General features: G+C 72.9%; 21 protein-coding genes. 14 read left to right on the top strand and 7 right to left on the bottom strand.

Annotated features, from left to right (window positions below):
- Positions 1–7: 7 nt before the first annotated feature.
- Both AB0O21_RS00835 and pdhA (AB0O21_RS00830) read right to left on the bottom strand, forming a co-directional pair.
- Positions 8–988, bottom strand: coding sequence for an alpha-ketoacid dehydrogenase subunit beta (locus tag AB0O21_RS00835; protein WP_365164522.1), 981 nt, complete (start codon positions 986–988; stop codon positions 8–10).
- Positions 988–2,187: a pyruvate dehydrogenase (acetyl-transferring) E1 component subunit alpha gene (pdhA, locus tag AB0O21_RS00830; protein ID WP_365164520.1), complete on the bottom strand. Its 1,200-nt coding sequence runs from the start codon at positions 2,185–2,187 to the stop codon at positions 988–990. The genes AB0O21_RS00835 and pdhA (AB0O21_RS00830) overlap by 1 nt, the downstream gene beginning before the upstream one ends.
- A 326-nt stretch (positions 2,188–2,513) precedes the next feature.
- Here pdhA (AB0O21_RS00830) and AB0O21_RS00825 point away from each other — a divergent pair, with 326 nt between their 5' ends.
- Positions 2,514–3,176, top strand: a complete 663-nt coding sequence (locus AB0O21_RS00825; protein ID WP_365164518.1) for a response regulator transcription factor — start codon at positions 2,514–2,516, stop codon at positions 3,174–3,176.
- Between the two features lie 143 nt (positions 3,177–3,319).
- Positions 3,320–3,736, top strand: coding sequence for a pyridoxamine 5'-phosphate oxidase family protein (locus AB0O21_RS00820; protein ID WP_365164516.1), 417 nt, complete (start codon positions 3,320–3,322; stop codon positions 3,734–3,736).
- A gap of 30 nt (positions 3,737–3,766) precedes the next feature.
- On the opposite strand, the gene AB0O21_RS00815 is transcribed toward AB0O21_RS00820, so the two are convergent.
- Entirely contained in the window at positions 3,767–5,350 is a 1,584-nt protein-coding gene (locus AB0O21_RS00815; RefSeq protein ID WP_365164514.1) for a protein kinase, read from the bottom strand.
- 206 nt (positions 5,351–5,556) lie between these two features.
- On the opposite strand from AB0O21_RS00815, the gene AB0O21_RS00810 reads away from it, so the two are divergent.
- The 10 genes from AB0O21_RS00810 to AB0O21_RS00765 all read left to right on the top strand — a co-directional run bounded on the left by AB0O21_RS00810 (position 5,557) and on the right by AB0O21_RS00765 (position 17,365).
- On the top strand, positions 5,557–7,215 hold the full coding sequence (locus tag AB0O21_RS00810; protein ID WP_365164512.1) for a protein kinase: 1,659 nt from the start codon (positions 5,557–5,559) through the stop codon (positions 7,213–7,215).
- A gap of 131 nt (positions 7,216–7,346) precedes the next feature.
- On the top strand, positions 7,347–7,796 hold the full coding sequence (locus tag AB0O21_RS00805; protein ID WP_365164509.1) for a hypothetical protein: 450 nt from the start codon (positions 7,347–7,349) through the stop codon (positions 7,794–7,796).
- A 63-nt stretch (positions 7,797–7,859) separates the two neighbouring features.
- Positions 7,860–8,555, top strand: a complete 696-nt coding sequence (locus AB0O21_RS00800) for a PadR family transcriptional regulator (protein ID WP_365164507.1) — start codon at positions 7,860–7,862, stop codon at positions 8,553–8,555.
- A gap of 25 nt (positions 8,556–8,580) precedes the next feature.
- Positions 8,581–9,327 carry an ABC transporter ATP-binding protein gene (locus AB0O21_RS00795; protein ID WP_365164504.1) on the top strand — a complete coding sequence of 249 codons (747 nt, stop codon included), beginning with the start codon at positions 8,581–8,583 and terminating at the stop codon, positions 9,325–9,327.
- Positions 9,328–9,428: 101 nt separating this feature from the next.
- Entirely contained in the window at positions 9,429–12,185 is a 2,757-nt protein-coding gene (locus AB0O21_RS00790) for an ABC transporter permease (protein WP_365165407.1), read from the top strand.
- A gap of 81 nt (positions 12,186–12,266) precedes the next feature.
- Complete coding sequence (locus AB0O21_RS00785) at positions 12,267–12,800, top strand: bacterial proteasome activator family protein (RefSeq protein ID WP_329382534.1); 534 nt, start codon at positions 12,267–12,269, stop codon at positions 12,798–12,800.
- A 273-nt stretch (positions 12,801–13,073) separates the two neighbouring features.
- The gene (locus AB0O21_RS00780) at positions 13,074–13,940 is read left to right on the top strand and encodes an NTP transferase domain-containing protein (RefSeq protein ID WP_365164502.1); all 867 of its coding nucleotides are present in this window, start codon (positions 13,074–13,076) and stop codon (positions 13,938–13,940) included.
- Complete coding sequence (locus AB0O21_RS00775; protein WP_365164500.1) at positions 13,937–15,271, top strand: molybdopterin molybdotransferase MoeA; 1,335 nt, start codon at positions 13,937–13,939, stop codon at positions 15,269–15,271. The genes AB0O21_RS00780 and AB0O21_RS00775 overlap by 4 nt, the downstream gene beginning before the upstream one ends.
- Positions 15,259–16,359, top strand: coding sequence for a potassium channel family protein (locus AB0O21_RS00770; protein WP_365164498.1), 1,101 nt, complete (start codon positions 15,259–15,261; stop codon positions 16,357–16,359). The genes AB0O21_RS00775 and AB0O21_RS00770 overlap by 13 nt, the downstream gene beginning before the upstream one ends.
- A 19-nt stretch (positions 16,360–16,378) precedes the next feature.
- Complete coding sequence (locus AB0O21_RS00765) at positions 16,379–17,365, top strand: NAD(P)H-quinone oxidoreductase (protein WP_365164496.1); 987 nt, start codon at positions 16,379–16,381, stop codon at positions 17,363–17,365.
- Here AB0O21_RS00765 and AB0O21_RS00760 read toward each other — a convergent pair.
- Entirely contained in the window at positions 17,346–17,918 is a 573-nt protein-coding gene (locus AB0O21_RS00760) for a TetR family transcriptional regulator C-terminal domain-containing protein (protein WP_365164494.1), read from the bottom strand. The two genes, AB0O21_RS00765 and AB0O21_RS00760, sit on opposite strands and share 20 nt — an antisense overlap.
- Positions 17,919–17,999: 81 nt before the next feature.
- On the opposite strand from AB0O21_RS00760, the gene AB0O21_RS00755 reads away from it, so the two are divergent.
- A complete protein-coding gene (locus AB0O21_RS00755; protein ID WP_365164492.1) occupies positions 18,000–19,112 on the top strand; it encodes an FAD-dependent monooxygenase in 1,113 nt (370 codons plus the stop codon).
- A gap of 164 nt (positions 19,113–19,276) precedes the next feature.
- Here the strand turns inward: AB0O21_RS00755 and AB0O21_RS00750 are convergent, their stop codons facing one another.
- Genes AB0O21_RS00750 through pdhA (AB0O21_RS00740) form a run of 3 tightly spaced genes read right to left on the bottom strand, consistent with a single transcriptional unit; the run spans position 19,277 to position 22,757 of the window.
- On the bottom strand, positions 19,277–20,605 hold the full coding sequence (locus AB0O21_RS00750) for a dihydrolipoamide acetyltransferase family protein (RefSeq protein ID WP_365164489.1): 1,329 nt from the start codon (positions 20,603–20,605) through the stop codon (positions 19,277–19,279).
- Positions 20,605–21,573, bottom strand: coding sequence for an alpha-ketoacid dehydrogenase subunit beta (locus AB0O21_RS00745; protein ID WP_365165405.1), 969 nt, complete (start codon positions 21,571–21,573; stop codon positions 20,605–20,607). Before AB0O21_RS00745 ends, AB0O21_RS00750 begins: the two co-directional genes overlap by 1 nt.
- A gap of 47 nt (positions 21,574–21,620) precedes the next feature.
- A complete protein-coding gene (pdhA, locus tag AB0O21_RS00740; RefSeq protein ID WP_365164487.1) occupies positions 21,621–22,757 on the bottom strand; it encodes a pyruvate dehydrogenase (acetyl-transferring) E1 component subunit alpha in 1,137 nt (378 codons plus the stop codon).
- A gap of 179 nt (positions 22,758–22,936) precedes the next feature.
- Between pdhA (AB0O21_RS00740) and AB0O21_RS00735 the strand changes: the two genes are divergently transcribed.
- Positions 22,937–23,515 (top strand): Lrp/AsnC family transcriptional regulator, encoded by a 579-nt coding sequence (locus AB0O21_RS00735; RefSeq protein WP_365164485.1) that lies wholly within the window; start codon positions 22,937–22,939, stop codon positions 23,513–23,515.
- Positions 23,516–23,657: the final 142 nt, after the last annotated feature.

Below are 23,657 nucleotides of genomic sequence, written 5' to 3'. Positions count from 1 at the left end.
TGGCTCCTCAGAACGCCAGCGAGCGGTCGACGGCGTCGAGCACCCGGTCCAGGCCGGGCAGGTACTCGTCCTCCAGGCGGGCCGGCGGGTACGGGGCGTGGAAACCGCCCACGCGCAGCACCGGCGCCTCCAGGTGGTAGAAGCACCGCTCCGTGATGCGGGCGGCGATCTCCGAGCCCACGCCCAGGAAGACCGGAGCCTCGTGGACGACGACGAGCCGACGGGTCTTCTCCACCGACGCCTGGATCCCGTCGAAGTCCACCGGGGACATCGACCGCAGGTCCAGGACCTCCACCGACTTGCCCTCCTCGGCGGCCGCGGCCGCCGCCTCCAGGCACACCTTCACCATCGGGCCGTAGGCGGCCAGGGTGACGTCCGCGCCGTCCCGGGCCACCCGCGCCTTGTGCAGCGGGTGCGGGATGGCCTCGGTGTCGACCTCGCCCTTGTCCCAGTAGCGGCGCTTCGGCTCGAAGAAGATCACCGGGTCGTCGCTGAGGATCGCCTGCTGGAGCATCCAGTACGCGTCCGACGCGTTCGACGGGGAGACCACCTTCAGGCCCGGCACGTGCGCGAAGAGCGCCTCCGGGGACTCGCTGTGGTGCTCGACCGCGCCGATGCCGCCCGCGTACGGGATGCGCACGACGACCGGCAGCTTGATCTTGCCGAGCGCACGGGCGTGCATCTTCGCGAGCTGCGTGACGATCTGGTCGTACGCCGGGAACACGAACCCGTCGAACTGGATCTCCACGACCGGCCGGTACCCGCGCAGCGCCAGGCCGATCGCGGTGCCGACAATGCCCGACTCCGCGAGGGGGGTGTCGATGACCCGCTCCTCGCCGAAGTCCTTCTGCAGGCCGTCGGTGATCCGGAAGACACCGCCCAGCTTGCCGACGTCCTCACCCATGATCAGGACCTTCGGGTCCTGGTCCATGGCCTTGCGCAGCGACTCGTTGAGCGCCTTCGCGATCGACATCTTCTCGACAGCCATCAGTGACCCTCCTCGAAGGACGCGAGGTAGGCGGCGAACTGGGCGCGCTCCTCGTCGACGAGCGCGTGCCCGTCCGCGTAGACGTTGTCGAAGATCGCCATGGTGTCGGGGTCGGGCATGGCGCGCACGACCTCGCGCACCCGCTTGCCCAGGGCCTCGCTCTCGGCCTCCAGCTCCTCGAAGAACGCCTCGTCGGCGCCCCCGGTGGCCAGCAGGTGGGCCTTCAGGCGCAGGATCGGGTCCTTGGCCTCCCAGGCCACCGTCTCCTCGTCCCGCCGGTACTTCGTCGGGTCGTCGGAGGTGGTGTGCGCGCCCATGCGGTACGTGAACGCCTCGACCAGGGTCGGGCCCTCTCCCCGGCGGGCCCGCTCCAGCGCCCAGCGGGTCACGGCCAGGCAGGCCAGGACGTCGTTGCCGTCGACGCGGACGCCGGGGAAGCCGAAGCCCTGGGCGCGCTGGTAGAGCGGCACGCGCATCTGGCGCTCGGTGGGCTCGGAGATCGCCCACTGGTTGTTCTGGCAGAAGAACACCACGGGCGAGTTGTAGACGGCGGAGAAGTTGAAGGCCTCCATCACGTCGCCCTGGCTGGACGCGCCGTCGCCGAAGTAGGCGATGACGGCCGAGTCGGCGCCGTCCTTGGCCACACCCATCGCGTAACCGGTCGCGTGCAGGGTCTGCGAGCCGATGACGATCGTGTACAGGTGGAAGTTGTTGGTGTTCGGGTCCCAGCCGCCGTGGTTCACGCCACGGAACATGCCGAGGAGGTTGGTCGGGTCGACGCCGCGGCACCAGGCCACGCCGTGCTCCCGGTAGGTCGGGAAGACGTAGTCGTCGCCGCGGAGCGCCCGGCCGGAGCCGATCTGCGCAGCCTCCTGGCCGAGGAGCGAGGCCCACAGGCCCAGTTCGCCCTGCCGCTGGAGTGCGGTCGCCTCACCGTCGAAACGGCGGGTGAGCACCATGTCGCGGTACAGCCCGCGCAGGTCCTCGGTGGTGATGTCGGCGACGAAGGGGGCGAACTCTGCGTTCTCCGCGTTCTCGACGCGGTCCCCTTCGGGCGTCAGCAGCTGTACGAGCTGAGGTTCAGCGTCCTGCGTCTGCGCGGTGGCAGCGGCGGGCTTGGCGGCGTTTGCCGCGCCTGCCGCCCGCTTGGTGCCGCTGCTGCGTCGCGGCTTGCGCGCGGCAGTGCTCTCCACGGTCACTTGGTGCTCCTCCGTCGGTCCGGCACCCGGGTTCTCCGGGGTCCAGTGCGGCTCACCTGGATCCGTACCAGCGCACGGGGTGGGTGCGCTCCGCGTACGGGATCAAGGCGTGACAGGTGCCCCGGCGAGTGCCCTGCGCATTGCACGTTACCCAGTGCGCCGCATAACTGCGAAACCCCGCTTGACCTGCGATTTTGCTTGGATTTCCAAGTAAATCCGGGGAAGCGGGAACAACCACTGGTCACAGCCTTGCAGGGGGCCGGAACAACGGCACGTTATCCCGGGTAACTCCGGCAGGGAAGAGGTGAGTGTGTGAAACTGACTTCGTGCGCGAAGACGGAAAAATCAAGGTATTCCTCCTGGACGACCACGAAGTGGTACGTCGGGGTGTCCATGAGCTGTTGTCGGTCGAAGAGGACATCGAGATCGTCGGCGAGGCCGGTACGGCAGCCGACGCCCTGGTCCGCATCCCCGCCACCCGCCCCGACGTGGCCGTGCTCGACGTCCGGCTGCCGGACGGCAGCGGTGTGGAGGTGTGCCGCGAGGTGCGCTCCCAGAACGAGGACGTCAAGTGCCTGATGCTGACCTCGTTCGCCGACGACGAGGCGCTGTTCGACGCGATCATGGCCGGCGCCTCGGGCTACGTGCTCAAGGCGATCCGCGGCAATGAGCTGCTCAGCGCCGTACGGGACGTGGCGGCGGGCAAGTCGCTGCTGGACCCGGTGGCCACCGCCCGGGTGCTGGAGCGGCTGCGCGACGGCAAGAACGGCAAGGGCGACGACCGGCTCTCGAACCTCACCGAGCAGGAGCGGAAGATCCTCGACCTGATCGGCGAGGGCCTGACCAACCGCGTGATCGGCGAGCGGCTGCACCTGGCCGAGAAGACGATCAAGAACTACGTCTCCAGCCTGCTCTCCAAGCTGGGCATGGAGCGCCGCTCCCAGGCCGCGGCCTATGTGGCCCGCCTGCAGGCCGAAAAGCGGAATTGATCTACCCGTTTCCATGACGCAGCGTGACACCCCGTGGCCTTCTCATTCCACGGGGCGAGCTGTTCAATTCGGGACCAACGTCCTCGATCATGGGGGCGGGCTCCTCTTTCCCGGCACGGTGTCGGTACCGGAAAGTGGGACGCATGTCCCCAGAGGAACTCCACGCCATCGAACTGCTGCGCCAGGTGCCCTACGGCCGAGTCGCCACCAGCATGCGCGCGCTGCCCTTCCTCGCCCTCGCCCGCCACATCGTGGTGGAGGACAAGGTCATTCTGAGGATGCACGCCGGCTTCGGCTACCACCAGGCCTGCAACGGCAGCGTGGTCGCCTACGGGGCGGACAACTTCAATTCCGGGGACCCCCGGCTGTGGTCGGTCCAGTTCACTGGAACGGCCCAGATCGTCGAGCCGACCACCGCCGAACTGGAACTGTTCGGCTCCGGTCCGCATTTCGTGGACGGAGCGGTCTTCGACCCCGTCTACATGCGCATCGAACCCCAGTTCTTCAGCGTGCACTCGCTCGCCGGAAGCCCGGACCGCGCGTACCAGCACGCCCTCTGACGCTCCGGGATCCCGGGATCCCTGCTTCCGCTATTCCGCGTCGTCCACGTTGCGCGGGCTGTCGCCGTCGCTCTTCGACGGCGACGGCGAGAACGAGAAGCTGCGCGACGGCGAGACCGTCGGTGAACTGCTCTTGGACTCGGTCGGCGTCGGCGAGGTCGACGTCGTCGGCGTTGGCGAGGTCGACGGGGTGGAGCTCTGCGTCCGGCTCTTGCTCGGCTGGACCGAGAAGTCGTTGGACGAGGGAGTGTGGTCCGGAGTCTGGTGCGACGGCGTGTCCGCCGAGGCTCCGGGCGTGCTCGGCTGCCCGCCGGGAGTGCTCTGCTGGGTGCTCGGCCCGTCCCCGCCCTTCTTGCCGCCCACCTCGCTGACGGCGTAGGCCACGCCCACCGCCACGGCGACGACCGCGAGCACCGCGAAGAGCCACATCTTCCAGCGGCTGCCGTTGCCCCGGTCGTCGTACCCGTCGTAGCCGTCGTAGCCGCCCCGTCCGCCCTGGCCGCCGCCGGGGAAGGCGGTGCCGTCGTCCGGGTTCAGCGGCGGCACCATCGGCTGCTGGAACTGCGAGGTCATGGCGTTCGACCCGTAGGCCGGCTGGCCGCCCGTCCCGCCCGTGGACATGGCCGTGGTCTGGGCCGGGCCGCGGCCGTGCGGCAGGGCCATGGTGACCGGGCCGGTGTTCCAGGTGCCGGTGCCCGGCCCCTGGTCGTGCAGCATCTGGAGGGCGTACTGGACCAGCCCGCGCATCTCCTCGGCGCTCTGGAACCGGTCGTCCGGGTCCTTGGCGAGGGAGCGCATGACCAGGCCGTCGAGCTCCGGCGGGATGCTGTGGCCCTCCGGCAGCTGTGAGGGCGGCACCGGGGCGTCCTGCACGTGCTGGTAGACCACCGACAGCGGGGTCTCGCCGGTGAAGGGGGGCCGCAGGGCGAGGAGTTCGTACAGCAGGCAGCCGGTGGCGTACAGGTCGGAGCGGTGGTCCACGGCCTTGCCGAGGGCCTGTTCCGGCGACAGGTACTGCGGAGTGCCCATGACCATGCCGGTCTGAGTCATCGTCGACTGCGCGCCGTGCAGGGCGCGGGCGATGCCGAAGTCCATCACCTTCACGGCGCCGGTCTCGGTGATGATGACGTTGGCGGGCTTGATGTCGCGGTGCACGATGCCGTGCTGGTGCGAGTACGCGAGTGCTTCGAGCACGCCCGAGGTGATGATGAGCGCCTGCTCGGGGCCCGGGGCCTCGGCGCTGATCAGCAGGTCGCGGATGGTGCGGCCCTCGACGAGCTCCATCACGATGTACGGGACGGTGTTCGGGCCGACCCGGTCCTCGCCCGAGTCGTACACGGCGACGACGGCGTGGTGGTTGAGCCCGGCGACGGACTGTGCCTCACGCGTGAAGCGGGCCTTCGAGACGGGGTCCTCGGCCAGGTCGGCGCGGAGCAGCTTGACGGCGACGGTGCGGCCCAGGCGTACGTCCTCGGCGGCGAACACCTCGGCCATGCCGCCCCGGCCCAGCCGGTGCGTCAGCCGGTAACGGCCGTCTCCCACCAGGCCGCCGGCGCCCCAGTGCTCAGGACCCTCGGTCATCCCGGCGCCGTTTCCCTCGGGTTCGGGTGCCATCAGTCCTCGCCTGTCGTCTCTCTCGGCCGCAGCTGGGCGGATACCTCTTCTTTGGTGCTCCGATGAACGCTACAGCCTCGGACCCGGTCGCCGTTCGGACAAGCAGTCCTGTGGCAGCGCGGTCACAGAACGGGTACCTGGCTTGACGTGTGCTTGCCCTCCGGCAGACTGGGCGCGACACAAGCAGCTGAGGGGAAGCAACAGTCATGAGCCAGGACGGCACTCAGGGCCGGTACGCAGGCGGTTCCCTGGCCCGTGGCCGTTACCAGCTACGGGATTTGCTCGGCGAGGGCGGCATGGCCGCCGTGTACCTCGCGCACGACACGGCGCTCGACCGCCAGGTGGCCATCAAGACGCTGCACACGGAGCTCGGGCGCGAGCAGTCCTTCCGCGAGCGGTTCCGTCGCGAGGCCCAGGCTGTAGCGAAACTGTCGCACACCAACATCGTCTCGGTGTTCGACACGGGTGAGGACGAGTTCGAGGGCTCGCTCATGCCGTACATCGTCATGGAGTACGTGGAGGGGCAGCCGCTCGGCTCCGTGCTCCAGGCGGACATCGCGCAGTACGGCGCGATGCCGGCCGACAAGGCGCTGAAGGTGACGGCCGACGTACTGGCCGCCCTGGACACCAGCCACGAGATGGGGCTCGTCCACCGCGACATCAAGCCGGGCAACGTCATGATGACCAAGCGCGGCGTGGTCAAGGTCATGGACTTCGGCATCGCCCGCGCCATGCAGTCGGGGGTCACCTCGATGACGCAGACCGGCATGGTCGTCGGCACCCCGCAGTACCTGTCGCCCGAGCAGGCGCTGGGCCGCGCGGTGGACGCCCGCTCCGACCTGTACTCGGTCGGCATCATGCTGTTCCAGCTGCTGACCGGGCGGCTCCCGTTCGAAGCGGACTCGCCGCTGGCCATAGCGTACGCACACGTGCAGGAGGAGCCGGTCGCTCCGTCCTCCATCAACCGGTCGGTGACGCCGGCGATGGACGCGCTGGTGGCGCGCGCGCTGAAGAAGAACCCGAACGAGCGTTTCCACACGGCAGCGGCCATGGCCGACGAGATCGCCCGGGTGCGGGCGGCCGGGCAGACCGGGGCGCCGGTCATCATCCAGGGCGCCGGGCCCGCGAACAGCGGGTCGGGCGTCGGCTCGGCCGTGTTCCCGCCGGTGGACTCCGGCTTCCAGGCCCAGCCGCAGTCGGTGCAGCAGCCGTACTCGGTCCCGCAGACCCCGCCGCCCGGTCCGTACGGGCCGCCGACGCCGGCGCCGCAGCCGCACGCGCAGGGGGGCTACGCCTACCCGCACACGCCCGCGCCGCACACTCCCGCGCCGCAGGCGTACTCGCCGCAGACCCCGCCGCCGTACACGATCTCCCCCGCGACCTCGCAGAGCCCGTCGGGCTCGGGCGGCGGCGCGGGCGGCAAGCGGAACATGCCGGTGGTCGTGGGCGCGATCGCGGTGTCGCTGCTGGCGATCGGCGGCCTGATCGCGGTGATCGCCAACGGCGACGACGAGAAGGACAAGGGCGGCTCGACGGCGGGCGGCACGACCAGCTCCTCCGCCCCCGCGAAGGCCGGGTTCAAGGGGCCGGACACCTCTCGCACCATCGACCCGGCCAAGTGCAAGGATCCGACGAGGCACTACAGGGAGGACGGCAAGTTCTCGGCGCCGGACCTGCGGTACAAGAACCTGCTCTCCGTGAAGGCCTGCATCCAGGCCTCGGGGGGCCTGTACGACATCGTCGAGAAGGACGAGGCCGTGTACGGCAAGGACACCGTGCTCGAGCAGTCGCCGCGGCAAGGCGACCCGATCGCGAAGGAAGGCACGAAGTACACGCTGACCGTGTCGACCGGTAACCCCGAATAGCGCGGACACTGCTCCAGACCGGCATCCCGGGCACCCCGATGGGGCGCCCGGGATGCCGCTTTTGCCCCGTTATGTAAATCTGAGCGCATATCTCCGCACGATCTGCACGCTCGGGACGGGAGGGGCACCCCGTGATCCAAGGCTTCCGCCCGACGCGCTGGCTGGCCTGCGCCGCCCTCGCCGCCGCCGCGCTCGCGCCCACCGCCCCCGCCTACGCCTACGCCTGGCACCTCGCCCCCGCCCCCCGCGCCGCCGCCCCCGCGCCGCCGGACGACACCCCCCGGGAGCTGGCCGGCTCCGCGGCCGGGGTCGGCCGGGACCGGCCCGGACGACCGGCCGGCGAACCCGCGAACCCGGAGCTGGTGGTGGCCGCCCGGCCCCTTCCGGTCCGCCCGCGCACCGAACCGCAGGAACCCGTGCGGACCGAGCCGACCCCGCCCGCGCCGATCAGCGCGCTGGGCACCGAGCCGAACGAGCGGGCCGCCGATCTGGCCGCGCACATAATGCCGCTGGGCACCGGGTTCGCCCTGATGGGACTGGGCCTGGGCTACCTCGGCATGCGGCTGCGCCGGAGCGCGTAAGGAGCCGCGGGAGCGGCCCGAGGCAGTTGCCGCCGGCGAGCATACTCGGTATACATACCGAGTATGTCGATCCGTCACGGCCTGCTCGCCCTGCTCGAACAGGGCCCCAGGTACGGCTCCCAGCTGCGCACCGAGTTCGAATCCCGCACCGGCTCCACCTGGCCCCTCAACGTCGGGCAGGTGTACACCACCCTGGCCCGCCTCGAACGGGACGGCCTCGTCGCGCCCGGCGGCGAGGACTCCGCCGGGCACACCCTCTACGCCATCACCGACTCCGGCCGGAGCGAACTGCGCGAGTGGTACGAGCGCCCCGTCGACCGCGCCAACCCGCCCCGCGACGAGCTGTCCATCAAGCTCGCCATGGCCGTCGGCGCCCCCGGCGTGGACATCCGCGCCGTCATCCAGGCCCAACGCCACGCCACCATCAAGGCGATGCAGGACTACACCCGGCTCAAGGCCACCGCGCTCGCCGCGGTCGAGAGCGGGCGGTCCCGCGAACGCGACGACGTGGCCTGGCTGCTCGTCCTGGAGCAGCTGATCTTCCAGACCGAGGCCGAGGCCCGCTGGCTCGACCACTGCGAAGCCCGGCTGGTCCGGCTCTCCCTCCCGGCCGACGGGAGAGCCGCACACCCCGGACCGCCCCAGGCCGAACCGCCCCACCCCGAACCGCCGCGGGCCGCCGCCGAAGACGCCGTGACCCCGGCTCCGGCCCCGACCTCCACCACCCGGCCCCGTACCGGACGCTTCCGGCGAGGCTGAACCACCGTTCCAGGGGGGACCCTTCATGTCCGAACAGCACCAGACCCAGCAACCCGTACTGCAGTTGGACCGGCTCGTCCGCACCCACGGCAGCGGCGCCACCGAGGTCCACGCCCTGCGCGGCATCGACCTCTCCGTGTACCCCGGCGAACTCGTCGCCGTCATGGGCCCGTCCGGCTCCGGGAAGTCCACGCTGCTCACCCTCGCGGGCGGACTCGACACCCCGACCAGCGGCCGGGTCATCGTGGAAGGCACCGACATCACGGCCGCCGGCCGCAAGGAACTCGCCGCGCTCCGCCGCCGCAGCATCGGCTACGTCTTCCAGGACTACAACCTGATCCCGGCGCTCACCGCGGCCGAGAACGTGGCCCTGCCCCGCGAGCTGGACGGCGTCTCCGCCCGCAAGGCCCGGGTCTCCGCCCTCGCCGCACTGGAGGAGATGGGCCTGGGCTCCCTCGCCGACCGCTTCCCCGACGAGATGTCCGGCGGCCAGCAGCAGCGCGTGGCCATCGCCCGCGCCCTGGTCGGCGACCGCCGCCTGGTCCTCGCCGACGAACCCACCGGCGCCCTCGACTCCGAGACCGGCGAGTCCGTCCTGGCCCTGCTGCGCTCGCGCTGCGACGCCGGCGCGGCCGGGATCCTCGTCACGCACGAGCCGCGGTTCGCCGCCTGGGCCGACCGCGTGGTCTTCCTGCGCGACGGCAACGTGATCGACGAGACCCTGCGCAGCGGGGCCGACTCCCTGCTCTCCGGGCAGGCGGCCCGCCCGTGACCTCCTCGCTCCACGGCTGGTACCACTCCTGGGTCGCGGCGCTGCGCATCGCCCGCCGCGACGCCTGGCGCGCCAAGGGCCGCAGCTCCCTGGTCCTCGCGATGCTCGCCCTGCCGATCGTCGGGGTGAGCGCGGCCGACCTCACGCTGCGCAGCGCCCAGCTCTCCCCCGAACAGGCCGTCGCCCGTCAGGTCGGCGCCGCCGACGCCCGGGTGCGCTCCTCGTCCATGGGCGGGCCCATCTTCCAGAAGCCCGACGGCTCCGGCTTCGCGCCCGCCGGCGGCTTCGACGACCACGTCTACCGGCCCAGGCCCAAGGAGGACCAGGCGGATCCGGTGGGCGCGGCGCTCCCGGCCGGCGTCCAGACGGTCAAGGACTCCCACGCGTACGCCAAGGTCCGCACCCGGCACGGGCTGCTCGACACCGAACTGCGCGAACTCGACACCTTCAGCCCGCTGACGGCCGGGCTGATCACGGTCGACCGCGGGCGGCTGCCCGAGACCGCGGGCGAGGTCATCGCCACCACCGCCTTCCTGAAGAACTCCGGGTTCCACGTCGGTTCCTCGGTCACCCCGCGCGGCATGAACTCCTCGTACAGGATCGTCGGCGCCTACGAGGTGCCGGACGAGCTCAAGCGGGACGAGCTCATCGCCCCGCCCGGGACCCTGTTCACCCCGCTCGACCAGGCCCTCCAGGCCTCCGGAGCACCCGGGTTGCACCCCCAGGCCTCCTACCTGGTCAAGCTCGGCGGCGATGGTTTCACGTGGAACATGGTCCAGGCGGCCAACGCCAAGGGCCTGGTCGTCACCTCCCGCGCCGTCGCCCTCGACCCGCCCGCCGACTCCGACGTGCCGCTGTACCGGCAGGAGCCGAAGGAGCGCTACACCACCAGCGGCAACAGAGCCGTCCAGATGGCCACCCTCGCCACCATCGTGGGCCTCGCGATGCTGGAGATCTGCCTGCTCGCCGGACCCGCCTTCGCGGTCGGCGCCCGGCGCTCGCGCCGCCAGCTGGGCCTGGTCGGCGCCAACGGCGGCGACCGGCGGCACATCCGCTCCATCGTGCTCTCCGGCGGCCTGGTCATCGGCGCCGTGGCCGCCGTCACCGGCACGGCCGTCGGCATCGCGCTCACCATCGTGCTGCGGCCGGTGCTGGAGGAGTACCTCGGCAACCGCTTCGGCGGCCTCGACTTCCGCCCGCTGGAACTCGCCGGCATCGCCCTGCTCGCCGTGGTGACCGGCCTGCTCGCCGCGATCGTCCCCGCCGTCACCGCGTCCCGGCAGACCGTACTGGCCTCGCTGACCGGCCGCCGCGGGGTCCGCCACGCCAACCGCGTGCTGCCCGTCATCGGCCTGATCGCCGTCGGCGCCGGCGCCGCGATCGCCCTGTACGGCACGACCTCGCAGATGGGCGCCACCGTGGTGGCCGCCGGCAGCGCGCTGGCCGAGCTCGGCATCGTCGCCCTCACCCCGGTCCTGGTCGGCCTGTTCGGGCGGCTCGGGCGGTGGCTGCCGCTGTCGCCGCGGCTCGCACTGCGCGACGCCGTGCGCAACCGGGGGCGTACGGCACCCGCCGTCGCCGCGGTACTGGCCGCCGTGGCGGGAAGCGTGGCGGTGGCCACGTACCAGCACAGCGACGAGGTGCAGAGGCGGCACGCGTACGTCGCCGACCTGCCGCACGGCACCGGACTGCTGGAGACCAGTGAGAACAGCGCCCACAAGGAGGTGCCCGCCCTGCGCGAGGTCCTCTCCAAGCAACTCCCGCTGGGCGTGCGGGCGGACGTCGACCGTCTCGTCGTCGGCAAGCCGGGCTGCGAGCCGTACTCCTCGGAACCGGGCTGCGGCCGCGTCGAGATCATCACGCCCAGGGAACAGCGCTGCCCGCTCGACGGCATCGTGGGCCTGCCCCCCTCCGCCGACCCGAACCAGGCGAAGGAACTGCGCCAGGACTGGCGTTGCCAGCGCAGCCGGCGCGGCGCCCAGCACGAGATCGTCGTCGCCGACGAGACGCTGCTCTCCGTACTCGCCGTGACCGATCCGGGCTCCGTCGCCGCCCTCAAGGCCGGACAGGCCGTCTCCTTCGACAAGCGCAACGTCAAGGACGGCAAGCTCACCCTGCGGGTCATCACCGACTCCGAGGCGGCCGACGTCATCGCCAAGCCCGGCCAGGACCCGCCGGGCGAGGACAAGGCCCTCCCCGTCCACCAGGCGCCCGACAGCGCCGAGGGCTGGGGCATCCAGGCGATCCTGCCCCCGGCGGCCGCCAAGGCCACCGGGCTGACCACGGCCCCGTTCGGCGCCTACTTCAGCCTCGACGGAACCGCCGGCACCGAGCAGCGGCAGAAGGTCGCCGGGGAGATCGACCGAATGGGCGTGGAGGCCTACGTCCGCATCGAGGCGGGCTACCAGGGCGACGACAGCCTCACCCTGCTCGCCCTCACCGTCTTCGCCGGCCTGGTCACCATCGGCGCGGCCGGCATCGCCACCGGGCTCGCCCAGGCCGACGCCGAGGCCGACCTGAAGACCCTGGCAGCGGTCGGCGCCTCACCGCGGGTGCGGCGCACGCTGAGCGGCTTCCAGTGCGGGGTGGTCGCCCTGATGGGCGTGGTCCTGGGCTCGGCGGCCGGCATCCTGCCCGCGATCGGGCTGCGTCTCACCGAGCGCCGGGCGATGGAGCGGCTCTTCCAGTCGGACATCGCGAGCGGCTCGATGACGCTCGACGACATGCCGTACATGCCGATCGCGGTGCCCTGGCCGACCCTGGGCATGCTCCTCGTCGCCGTCCCGCTGGGCGCGGCACTGCTCGCCGCCCTGGTCACCCGTTCGAGCGGCGCGCTCGCCCGGCGGACGGCCGGCTGAAACCGTGCCCCCGTACAGGGTGGATCACGCCCGTACGGGGGCACACGTCTGCTGACGAAGGTGTGCGAGAGAATGACTGGCATGGAGATGCCGAGGAGTGAACGGTCGCAGGACAGCCCCCCGAACGTCTTGATCGTGGGACAGGACGGGATGGCGGTCGGCGGCGCCGATGACGAGTCGCGCGAGGTCCCGGTGACGGAGATGGTCGAACAGCCCGCCAAGGTCATGCGGATCGGCAGCATGATCAAGCAACTCCTGGAAGAGGTACGTGCAGCGCCTCTCGACGAGGCGAGCCGGGTCCGGCTCAAGGACATCCATGCGGCCTCGGTGAAGGAGCTGGAGGACGGCCTGGCTCCCGAGCTCGTGGAGGAACTGGAGCGCCTGTCCCTCCCGTTCACCGAGGAGGCCATTCCCTCCGAGGCGGAACTGCGCATCGCGCAGGCGCAGTTGGTGGGCTGGCTGGAAGGCCTGTTCCACGGCATCCAGACGGCCCTGTTCGCACAGCAGATGGCGGCGCGGGCCCAACTGGAACAGATGCGCCGCGCCCTCCCTCCGGGGGCCCCGACGGACGACGAAGACGGCCACGGCCCGGTCCGCTCGGGCCCGTACCTCTAGCCCCCGGCGGTCAGCCGAAACCAGGCGGGTCCCGCCGCGCCCCCACTGCGCGACGGGACCCGCCTGTGCCGTGTGCGGCGCCACTGCCGGGGCTCCGCCCCGGACCCCGCGGGGCGATTCCAGCCCCGCCGGCGTTTGAGGCGCGGGGGTCCGGGGGCGGAGCCCCCCGGCAACGGCGCCGCACCCCCACCCGCACCGCAGCCCCCGCGCCACGGATAAGCGGCCGGTAAGTGTGCCTCCCCGCAGGGGACATGGCCGACGCATACTCGGGGGATGAGCTACGACGCAATCGTGCTGGCCGGCGGCGCCGCGAGGCGGCTCGGCGGGGCCGACAAGCCCGCCCTCAGCGTCGGCGGCCGCACCCTCCTCGACCGCGTCCTCGACGCCTGCCAGGGCGCCCGCACCACCGTGGTCGTCGGCAGCCGCCACCCCACCTCCCGCCCCGTCCTGTGGACCCGCGAGGACCCCCCCGGCACCGGCCCCGTCGCCGCGCTGGACGCCGGGCTCCGCCACACCACGGCCGAGGTGGTCCTCGTACTCTCCGCCGACCTGCCGTTCCTCGACCGGGACACCGTCCGGGCCCTGCTCGACGCCCCCGGCACGGACACCGCGGACGGGGCGATGCTGCGGGACGCCGACGGCCGCGACCAGCCCCTCGTCGCCGCCTACCGGGCCGAACCGCTGCGCCGCGAGATCGCCCTGCTCGCCACCGAGCACAGCACCCTCGGCGGCCTCCCGCTGCGCGCCCTCACCGCCGAACTCGACCTCGCGCACATCGAAGCGGCGCCCCTGGCCTCCTTCGACTGCGACACCTGGGAGGACCTTGCGGCGGCCCGGGCCCGGATCAGGGAGCATGGAAACGTGTTGGAGCAATGGATCACCGCAGTCAAGAACGAGCTGGGCATCGACCTCCACGTCGACACCACGACCCTGCTCGACCTCGCACGTGACGCCGCCCACGGCGTCGCCCGGCCCGCCGCACCGCTGACCACCTTCCTCGTCGGCTACGCGGCCGCCCAAGCCGAAGCCACCGGCGCGGACCCCGCCCGTGCCGTCGCCGAGGCCTCCCGCAAGGCCGCCGACCTGGCACTGCGCTGGGCCGCGGAAGCCGACACCGCCGACCAGAACGGCTCCGGATGACCCCCCTCGACGCCGAGCACGCCCTCGACCAGGCACTGGCCCTGGTCAGCCGCAGCGGCCCCGGCCACGGCCCGCACGGCGGCTCCGGCGGCGGATCCGGTGCCGGCGACGGCGGCGGGGGCCACCGCGCGCTCCCCTGGCCGCGGGCCCGGGAGGCCGCCGTCCGCGCCGGGAGCGGGGTCCGGGCGCGTACGCACCGGGTGCCCCTGGCGGACGCCCTCGGCGAAGTGCTGGCCGAGCCCCTGGACGCCCTCACCGACCTCCCGTCCTTCGACACCTCCGCCATGGACGGCTGGGCCGTCTCCGGCCCCGGCCCGTGGACCGTGCGCACCGGCGAGGGCGTGCTGGCCGGTACCGACCGGCCCGAGGCCCTCGCGGACGGCGAGGCCGTACGGATCGCCACCGGCGCCCGGATCCCCGCCGACACCACCGCCGTCATCCGCAGCGAGCACAGCCGCGAGTCCGGCGCCCAGCTCTTTGCCGAGCGGCCCGTCACCACCGGCCAGGACATCCGCCCGCGCGGCCAGGAGTGCCGCTCCGGCGACCTGCTGCTGCCCGCCGGATCCCTGGTCACCCCGGCCGTGCTCGGCCTCGCCGCGGCCGCCGGGTACGACGCGCTGACCACCCGGCCCCGGCCCCGCGTGGAGATCCTGGTGCTCGGCGACGAGCTCCTCACCGAGGGCCTCCCGCACGACGGTCTGATCCGCGACGCCCTCAGCCCCATGCTCGCCCCCTGGCTCACCCGGCTCGGCGCCGACGTCGTGGCCACCCGGCGGCTCGGCGACGACCCCGCCGGGGTCGAGGCCCTGCTGAAGGCCGTCACCACCTCCACCGCCGACCTCCTGGTCACCACCGGCGGCACCGCCTCCGGCCCCGTCGACCACGTCCACCCCGTGCTGGAGCGGGCCGGCGCCGAACTGCTCGTCGACGGGGTCGCCGTACGCCCGGGGCATCCGATGCTGCTGGCCCGGATCGGCGACCGGGCCGACGGAAGGCACCTGGTGGGGCTGCCCGGCAACCCCCTCGCCGCCGTCTCCGGGCTCCTGACCCTCGCCGAACCGCTGCTGCGCGCCCTCGCCGGCCGCCGCCGGCGCCCGCGCTACACGGCGGCGGTCGAGGGCGACGTACCGGGCCACCCGCACGACACCCGGCTCGTCCCGGTGCGGCTGGGCGACGAACACGCGGTCCCGCTGCGCTACAACGGCCCCGCGATGCTGCGCGGTGTGGCGGCCGGCGACGCGCTGGCCGTCGTACCGCCGAACGGAGCGCGGTCCGGGCAGGAACTGGAGATCCTGGACCTGCCCTGGGCCTCGGGGGGATGTTTCACGTGAAACTCCACGGCCAGGACGCCATGGCCCGCGGCGCCGACGAGAAACTCGTCTCCCGGCGCATCAAACTGCCCAGGCGCATCGTCGAGAAACCGCTGCGGCAGGTCTCCAAACGCCTGCTGATGGCCCTGTTCGTGCTGTTCCTGACGGTCCTCATCGTGTGGGTGGACCGCGAGGGCTACCACGACAACGCCGACGAGGAAGTCGACTTCCTCGACTGCGTCTACTACGCGACCGTGAGCCTGTCGACGACCGGCTACGGCGACATCGTCCCGTACAGCGACAGCGCGCGGCTGACGAACATCCTGCTCATCACGCCCCTGCGCGTGCTGTTCCTGATCATCCTGGTCGGTACCACCCTGGAAGTCCTCACGGAGCGCACGAGGGAAGAGTGGCGGCTGAACCGCTGGAGGAAGAACTTGCGTGACCACACGGTCGTCGTCGGCTTCGGCACCAAGGGCCGCTCGGCCCTGATGACGCTGCTGGCCACCGGGCTCGCCAAGGAGCAGGTCGTCATCGTCGACCCCAGCGCCAAGGTGATCGACACGGCCAACGCGGAGGGGTTCACGGGCGTCGTCGGCGACGCCACCCGCTCCGACGTCCTGCTGCGCGCCGAACTGACGAAGGCCCGGCAGATCGTCATCGCCACGCAGCGGGACGACACGGCGGTGCTGGTGACCCTGACGGCCCGCCAGCTCAACCGGGGCGCGAAGATCGTCGCCGCCGTCCGCGAGGAGGAGAACGCGCCGCTGCTGCGCCAGTCCGGGGCCGACGCGGTCATCACGAGCGCGAGCGCGGCCGGCCGGCTGCTGGGCCTGTCGGTGCTCAGCCCGAGCGCGGGAGCCGTGATGGAGGACCTGATCCAGCAGGGCAGCGGCCTCGACCTCATCGAACGGCCCGTGAACAAGTCCGAGGTCGGCAAGTCGGTCCGGGAGACCTCCGACCTGGTGGTGAGCGTGCTGCGCGGACACCGGCTGCTGCCCTACGACGACCCGCACGCCGGCCCGCTCCAGCTGACGGACCGTCTCATCACCATCGTCCGCGCGGTACCGCCCGCCTCCGCGCCCGTGCCGCTGGGCCAGGCCGAGTAGTTGGGCTAGCCTCCGGGCCATGCATGCGATCACGATCGAGCAGCCCGGCGGCCCCGAGGCCCTCGTCTGGACCGACGTACCCGATCCGGTGGCAGGCGAGGGCGAGGTCCTCGTCGAGGTCGCGGCGAGCGCCGTGAACCGCGCCGACCTCCTCCAGCGCCAGGGGTTCTACAACCCGCCGCCCGGCGCCTCCCCCTACCCCGGCCTCGAATGCTCCGGACGGGTCAGCGAGATCGGGCCCGGGGTGTCCGGCTGGGCGGTGGGCGACGAGGTGTGCGCCCTGCTGTCGGGCGGCGGCTACGCGCAGAAGGTGGCCGTCCCCGCGGGCCAGCTGCTGCCCGTCCCGGCGGGCATGGACCTGGTGGCGGCGGCCGCGCTGCCCGAGACGGTCTGCACGGTGTGGTCCAACGTGTTCATGGTGGCGGGCCTGCGCCCCGGCGAGACCCTGCTGGTGCACGGCGGGTCCAGCGGCATCGGCACGACGGCCATCCAGCTCGGCAAGGCGGTCGGCGCGCGGGTGGCGGTGACGGCGGGCAGCAAGGAGAAGCTCGAACGCTGCGCCGAACTGGGCGCGGACATCCTGATCGACTACCGCGAGCAGGACTTCGTGGAGGAGATCAAGGCGGCGACCGGCGGGGCCGGGGCCGACGTGATCCTGGACATCATGGGCGCGAAGTACCTCGACCGGAACGTGGCCGCCCTCGCGGTGAACGGCCGCCTCGCGGTGATCGGCCTCCAGGGCGGCGTCAAGGCCGAGCTGAACCTGGGCGCGCTGCTGGCCAAGCGGGCGGCGATCACCGCGACGACCCTGCGGGCGAGGCCGCTGGAGGAGAAGGCGGCCATCGTGGCGGCCGTACGGGAGCACGTCTGGCCCCTGGTGGCCGCGGGCCGCGTCCGCCCGGTGGTGCACGCGGCGCTCCCGATCACGGAGGCGGCCGAGGCCCACCGCGTCCTGGAGGCGAGCAGCCACGTCGGCAAGGTGCTGCTCACGGTGCCTGCGGCCTGAGCGCGGCGGCCACCAGCCCCTCCAGGTCGTCGCGGCCGACCTCCTCGGCCCCCGCGAGCAGCCGGTCCAGGATCAGCCCGTCCACGCACGCCAGCAGGGTGTGCGTGCGGGCGTCCGGGTCGGGGGCGCCGTGGGCCGCGACGAAGGCCCGTACGAGGTCCCGGCCCGCGTTGTCGCGCGGGACCAGGATCTCGCGGAGCTCCGGATCGCGGACGCTCTCGACGGCGCAGGTGTAGCGGGCGAGGGAGCGGGTCCTGCCCTCCCCCGCCAGCCGGCTCCGGGCCAGCGCGGCGAAGCCGTCGACCAGCTCGGACGGGGTCCGCGGGACGGGCGCCGCCTCGCCGGTGCGCTGCAGTTCGGCCTGGTCGCGGGCCACGAGGCGGCGTACGAGCGCGGTCAGCAGGGCGGCCCGGGTACGGAAATAGGCCGAGGTCGTGCCGGCCGGCAGCCCGGCGGCCCGGTCCACGGCGCGGTGGGTCAGCCCGCGCATGCCGGATGCGGCCAGGACTTCGAGGGCCGCGTCGGCCAGCAGGGTTCGGCGTTCTTCACTCACCCCCCATTTCTACACCTGTAGAAACCTCGGAGTACGCTGCACCCCCAGGACTTCTACACCTGTAGAAACGGGAGGTGCGCCATGAGTGGCACGGCAGTGGTGGTCGGCGGGGGCATCGGCGGGCTCGCCGCCGCGATAGGGCTGCACCGCACGGGCTGGCAGGTGACCGTGCTGGAACGGGCCGCCGTCCTGGACGACGCGGGCGCCGGAATTTCCCTCGCCGCCAACGGGATCCGCGCCCTGGACGCGCTGGGCGTGGGCGGGGCCGTACGGGCCGCCGCGCGCCGCCAGTACACGGGCGGGACCCGGACCCCCGACGGGCGCGTGCTCTCCCGGATGGACGGCGCGGCCCTCGAACGCGCCCTCGGCACCCCGATGACCGGCATCCCCCGCGCGGAACTCCACCGGCTGCTGCAGGCGGCCCTGCCGGAGCCCTGCCTGCGCACGGGCGTCGGCACGCTCGCCTCCCTGGCCGACGCCGACCTGCTCGTCGCCGCCGACGGGGTGCGCAGCGGCATCCGCGCCGAGCTCTTCCCCGGGCACCCCGGCCCCGTCTACAGCGGTTCCACCGTCCTGCGCGCCATCACCGCCGCACCGGTCCCGCTGGACACCGACTTCGAGCTGACGTGGGGGCCGGGCGCGGAGTTCGGGCACATCGGCTTCACGGACGGCCGCGCCGAATGGCACGCGGTGCTCGCCGCCCCGGCCGGCATCCGACACCGGGACCCGCTCGCCTTTCTGGCGGGCCGCTTCGGGGACTGGCACCGGCCCGTCCCCGAACTCCTGGCCGCCACCCGCAGTGAGGACGTCCTGCACCACGACATCCACGAGCTGGTCACGCCGCTGCCGGCCTACGCGGTCGGCCGGGTCGCGCTGCTCGGGGACGCCGCGCACGCCATGACCCCGAACCTCGGGCAGGGCGCGTGCCAGGCGCTGGAGGACGCGGTGGTGCTGGCCGCCGAGCTGGCCGCGGGGCCGTCCGTGGAGGCCGCGCTGACCCGGTACGACGCCGTACGCCGCCCCCGCGCCCAGAGCGTGGCCCGCGCGGCCCGCCAGGCCGGCCGCCTGGGCCACCGCCTGTCCCACCCGCTCGCGGTGTCCGCCCGCAACACGGCCCTCCGCCTGGCCCCCTCGGGAGCCACGATCAACGCCATCCTCCGCCACGCGAACTGGACCCCACCGAAGCTTCCCTGAGGGGGCCGGTGGGGCTTCGTGTGCGGCTCCGCTGTCGGGGGCTCCGCCCCAGGGTCTTTCAGCCCGTCCGGCGTTTGAGGACCGGGTCCGGGCAGCGCCCGGGGAACGGCGGAAGGGCGGGTGGGGGACGGCTCCGCGCAGCGGCAACCGCCCCCGCCGGACGGCTACAGGCTGCGCAGCAGCACCGCCGGGGATTCCACGCAGTCCGCGACGTAGCGCAGGAAGCCCCCCGCCGTACCCCCGTCGCAGACCCGGTGGTCGAACGTCAGAGACAGCTGCACGACCTGCCTCACCGCCAACTCACCCCCATGCACCCACGGCTTCGCCATGATCCGCCCAACACCCAGCATGGCCGCCTCCGGGTGGTTGATGATCGGCGTGGAGCCGTCGACCCCGAACACCCCGTAGTTGTTCAGGGTGAACGTCCCGCCGGTGAGGTCCGCCGGGGACAGCTTCCCGCCCCGCGCCAGCTCCGTCAGCCGGGCGAACTCCGCCGACAGGGCCTCCGGGTTCATCGCGTGCGCATCCCGGACGACCGGGACCATCAGCCCGCGTTCCGTCTGCGCGGCGAAGCCCAGGTGCACCGACGGCAGCCGGACGATCTCGTTCGCCGCCAGGTCCACCGTGGAGTTGAGCTCCGGGTACTTCGCGAGCGCGGCCGTGCAGATCCGGGCCAGCAGCGCGAGCACCGAGATCTTGGGCCCGCCCACCGCGTTCATCGCGGCCCGCGCGGCCATCAGCTCGGTCGCGTCCGCGTCGACCCAGCAGGTGGCGTCCGGGATCTCCCGCCGGCTGCGCGAGAGCTTCTCCGCGACCGCCCCGCGCACGCCCTTGAGCGGCACGCGGTCACCCCGCACGGGAGCGACGGCGGCGGCGACCGGCTCCGGCGCCCGCAGCGCCGCCAGCGCCGCCTCGACGTCCGCCCGCATGATCAGCCCGTCCGGTCCGGAGCCCGACAGCGTGCGCAGATCGACCCCGCCGTCCCGCGCGAGCTTGCGCACCAGCGGCGAGATCACCGGCACCGGCCCGGCCGGCACAACGGGAGCCACGGGAGCAACGGGAGCAACGGGAGCAACGGGAGCCACCGGCGCGGCCGGAGCCACCGGCGCCGAGACCGCGGCGGTGACGGGTCGCACCCGTCGCCGACGCGCCGGGCGCGAGTGGTCCGAGCCGTAACCGATCAGGGGCCGGGGCGCGTTCGCGGAGCCCGCGGACTCCGCCTCGGGCGCGGCGGACTCCACCGCGGCCACCCCCACCGCCACGGTGATCAGCGGCGCCCCGACGGGCAGTTCCGTGCCCTCCTCCCCGAACCGGGCGGTGACGACACCGCCGTAGGGGCACGGAACCTCCACCATCGCCTTGGCCGTCTCGACCTCGACCACGGGCTGGTCGATGGCGACGACATCGCCCACCGCGACCAGCCAGCGGACGATCTCGGCCTCGGTCAGGCCCTCCCCGAGATCGGGAAGCTTGAACTCCATTACCTGCGGCATCAGTTCTCCCACTGCAGGCGGGCCACGGTGTCCAGGATCCGGTCCACACCGGGCAGGTGGTGCTTCTCCAGCATCGGCGGCGGGTACGGGATGTCGAAGCCCGTCACGCGCAGCACCGGCGCCTCCAGGTGGTGGAAGCACCGCTCCGTGACGCGGGCGGCGATCTCCGCGCCCGGTCCGCCGAAGCCGGCGGCCTCGTGGACCACGACCGCGCGCCCGGTCCGGCGTACGGACGCCACGACCGTCTCCTCGTCGAACGGCACGAGCGAGCGCAGGTCCACGACCTCCAGGTCCCAGCCCTCCTCGCGCGCCGCCTCGGCCGCCTCCAGGCACACCGGCAGCGAGGGCCCGTACGTGATCAGCGTGGCACTCGTGCCCGTCCGCCGCACCAGCGCCTTCCCGATCCCCGGGACGGCCGTCGGCGCCTCCGCCGACCAATCGGCCTTCGACCAGTACAGCCGCTTGGGCTCCAGGAAGACCACCGGGTCGTCGCTCGCGATCGACGCGCGCAGCAGCCCGTACGCGTCCTCGACCGTCGCCGGGGTCACCACGTGCAGGCCGGGCGTGGCCACGTAGTACGCCTCGGAGGAGTCGCAGTGGTGCTCCACGCCGCCGATCCCGCCGCCGTACGGCACGCGGATGGTGATGGGCAGCGGCATCGCGCCGCGCGTGCGGTTGCGCATCTTCGCGACGTGCGAGATCAGCTGCTCGAAGGCCGGGTACGCGAACGCGTCGAACTGCATCTCCACGACCGGCCGCAGCCCGTACATGGCCATGCCGACCGCCGCGCCCAGGATCCCGGCCTCCGCGAGCGGGGTGTCCGTGCAGCGGTCCTCGCCGAACTCCTTCGCGAGCCCGTCGGTGATCCGGAAGACCCCGCCGAGCGTGCCGACGTCCTCGCCCATGACGTGGACCGTCGGGTCCTCGGCCATCGCGTCGCGCATGGCCCGGGTCAGGGCCTGCGCCATCGTCGCGGGCTTGACCCCCGACTTCGCGGACTTCGCCGCCACCGTCGTCACTCCTGGTCCCCGGCTTCCAGCTCGGCTCGCAGCATGGCCGCCTGCTCGCGCAGCAGGCCGGTCTGCTCCGCGTAGACGTTTTCGAACAGGTCCATCGGGTTCAGCACGGGGTCCGCGTTCATCCCCTCGCGCAGGGCCGCCGCCATCCGCTCGGCGTCCTCGCGCGCCTCCTGCACGCCCGCCTCGTCCAGGATCCCGCGCGCGGTCAGCTCGCGCTCGAGCAGCTCGACCGGGTCGTGCGCCTTCCAGGCCTCGACCTCGGCGTCACCCCGGTAGCGGGTCGCGTCGTCGGCGTTCGTGTGGGCCTCCATCCGGTACGTGACGGCCTCGATCAGGGTCGGACCGCCGCCGGCCCGGGCCCGCCGGACCGCCTCGGTCAGCACCTCGTGCATCGCCGCGATGTCGTTGCCGTCGACCAGCCGGCCGGGCATGCCGTAGCCGACGGCCTTGTGGGCCAGCGTCGGGGCGGCGCTCTGCTTGGCGAGCGGGACGGATATCGCGAAGCCGTTGTTCTGCACGAGGAAGACCACCGGGGCCTGCCAGACGGCGGCGAAGTTCAGCGCCTCGTGGAAGTCGCCCTCGCTGGTGCCGCCGTCGCCGACCATCGCCAGGGCGACGACGTCGTCCCCGCGCAGCCGGGCGGCGTGCGCCAGGCCCACCGCGTGCGGCAGCTGGGTGGCGAGCGGGGTGGACAGCGGGGCTATCCGGTGCTCGCGGGGGTCGTAGCCGGTGTGCCAGTCGCCGCGCAGCAGGGTCAGGGCCTGTACGGGGTCCAGTCCGCGCGCCACGGCCGCCAGGGTGTCGCGGTAGCTCGGGAAGAGCCAGTCCTGCTCCTCCAGGACCAGCGCGGCCGCGATCTCACAGGCCTCCTGGCCCACCGTGGAGGGGTAGACGGCGAGCCGCCCCTGCTTGGTCAGCGCGGTGGCCTGCGCGTTGTAGCGACGGCCGCGCACCAGTTCGGCGTAGCAGCGGCGCATCAGCGCGGGGTCGAGACGGTCGGCCGCCTCGGTGCCCAGGACCCGGTAGGGCTCGGCGTCGGGCAGCAGCGGAGCAGCGTCCGTACGGGGCCTCCAGGCGGGCGGCGGGGTGGAACGGTGGGACGCACCGGCACCGGGCAGCTCTTGGACCGTCATGGCGGCGTACACCTCCTCGTGGGAAGCGGGCAGGGCGACGGCTCGGGTGTGAGGCGCCTCACCTACCGATTGTTCGGTTGTCCGCGCAATTTGGCTACAGGCGGCTCCAGGCTGTGGACAAACGGGCGCCGGGGCTCTGGGATGGACGCAGGACGTCCAGGAGAGGGAGGCATCGGGCAATGCCGGATGAACAAATGGCCGGAGCGGGCTCCGCACCGGTCCCACCAGGAGGCGTCCCCGGGACCCCGCCGGCACCACCCGCCGCGCCCGCGGCACCCCGGCCGCTGGATCCGATCGACCGGTCGATCATCAGACTGCTCCAAGCGGACGGCCGCGCGTCGATACGGTCCGTGGCGGAACAGGTGCACGTCTCGCGCGCGAACGCCTACGCCCGGATCAACCGGCTCATCGACGACGGCGTGATCCGCGGGTTCGCGGCCCGCGTGAACCACGAAAGGGCAGGCCAGGGCGCCTCCGCCTACATCACCCTGAAGATCGTCCAGAACTCCTGGCGCACGGTCCGCGAGAAGCTCCGCGAACTCCCGGGCGCCGCCCACATCGCCCTGGTCAGCGGAGACTTCGACGTCCTGCTCCTCGTCCACACCCCGGACAACCGGACCCTGCGCGAGCTGGTCCTGACCCGCCTGCAGTCCATCCCCGAGGTGCTCTCGACCCGCACCCTCCTGGTCTTCGAGGAAACGGACCTCCTGGACTCCACCCCGGACCGGCCGGCCAACCCGACGATCTCGGAGGACTAGGGGGTGTCCGGGGGCCGTAGCCGGGCGGCGGCCAGACGGGGTCGCCGCCGGGCCAGTCGACGTCCGTCAGGGTCACCGGCAGCCGCGTCCTGCTCGCCGCAGCACGATCCCGCCCCGGGCCTCCAGTTCGGCCCCGGCCCCG

Source organism: Streptomyces sp. NPDC091371 (assembly GCF_040684275.1).
Classification (GTDB): Bacteria; Actinomycetota; Actinomycetes; order Streptomycetales; family Streptomycetaceae; genus Streptomyces.
This window is presented reverse-complemented; position numbering and strand designations above follow the sequence as displayed.

What these genes read in the sequence shown, in the direction of transcription:
- AB0O21_RS00820 (WP_365164516.1), top strand. Translation starts at nt 3,320, where the DNA reads ATGTCCCCAGAGGAACTCCACGCCATCGAACTGCTGCGCCAGGTGCCC.
- AB0O21_RS00800 (WP_365164507.1), top strand. Translation starts at nt 7,860, where the DNA reads ATGTCGATCCGTCACGGCCTGCTCGCCCTGCTCGAACAGGGCCCCAGG.
- AB0O21_RS00810 (WP_365164512.1), top strand. Translation starts at nt 5,557, where the DNA reads ATGAGCCAGGACGGCACTCAGGGCCGGTACGCAGGCGGTTCCCTGGCC.
- AB0O21_RS00770 (WP_365164498.1), top strand. Translation starts at nt 15,259, where the DNA reads ATGTTTCACGTGAAACTCCACGGCCAGGACGCCATGGCCCGCGGCGCC.
- pdhA (WP_365164487.1), bottom strand. Translation starts at nt 22,757, where the DNA reads ATGACGGTCCAAGAGCTGCCCGGTGCCGGTGCGTCCCACCGTTCCACC.
- AB0O21_RS00815 (WP_365164514.1), bottom strand. Translation starts at nt 5,350, where the DNA reads ATGGCACCCGAACCCGAGGGAAACGGCGCCGGGATGACCGAGGGTCCT.
- AB0O21_RS00755 (WP_365164492.1), top strand. Translation starts at nt 18,000, where the DNA reads ATGAGTGGCACGGCAGTGGTGGTCGGCGGGGGCATCGGCGGGCTCGCC.
- AB0O21_RS00780 (WP_365164502.1), top strand. Translation starts at nt 13,074, where the DNA reads ATGAGCTACGACGCAATCGTGCTGGCCGGCGGCGCCGCGAGGCGGCTC.
- AB0O21_RS00785 (WP_329382534.1), top strand. Translation starts at nt 12,267, where the DNA reads ATGGAGATGCCGAGGAGTGAACGGTCGCAGGACAGCCCCCCGAACGTC.
- AB0O21_RS00775 (WP_365164500.1), top strand. Translation starts at nt 13,937, where the DNA reads ATGACCCCCCTCGACGCCGAGCACGCCCTCGACCAGGCACTGGCCCTG.
- AB0O21_RS00795 (WP_365164504.1), top strand. Translation starts at nt 8,581, where the DNA reads ATGTCCGAACAGCACCAGACCCAGCAACCCGTACTGCAGTTGGACCGG.
- AB0O21_RS00735 (WP_365164485.1), top strand. Translation starts at nt 22,937, where the DNA reads ATGCCGGATGAACAAATGGCCGGAGCGGGCTCCGCACCGGTCCCACCA.
- AB0O21_RS00765 (WP_365164496.1), top strand. Translation starts at nt 16,379, where the DNA reads ATGCATGCGATCACGATCGAGCAGCCCGGCGGCCCCGAGGCCCTCGTC.
- AB0O21_RS00745 (WP_365165405.1), bottom strand. Translation starts at nt 21,573, where the DNA reads ATGGCGCAGGCCCTGACCCGGGCCATGCGCGACGCGATGGCCGAGGAC.
- AB0O21_RS00835 (WP_365164522.1), bottom strand. Translation starts at nt 988, where the DNA reads ATGGCTGTCGAGAAGATGTCGATCGCGAAGGCGCTCAACGAGTCGCTG.
- AB0O21_RS00790 (WP_365165407.1), top strand. Translation starts at nt 9,429, where the DNA reads ATGCTCGCCCTGCCGATCGTCGGGGTGAGCGCGGCCGACCTCACGCTG.
- AB0O21_RS00750 (WP_365164489.1), bottom strand. Translation starts at nt 20,605, where the DNA reads ATGCCGCAGGTAATGGAGTTCAAGCTTCCCGATCTCGGGGAGGGCCTG.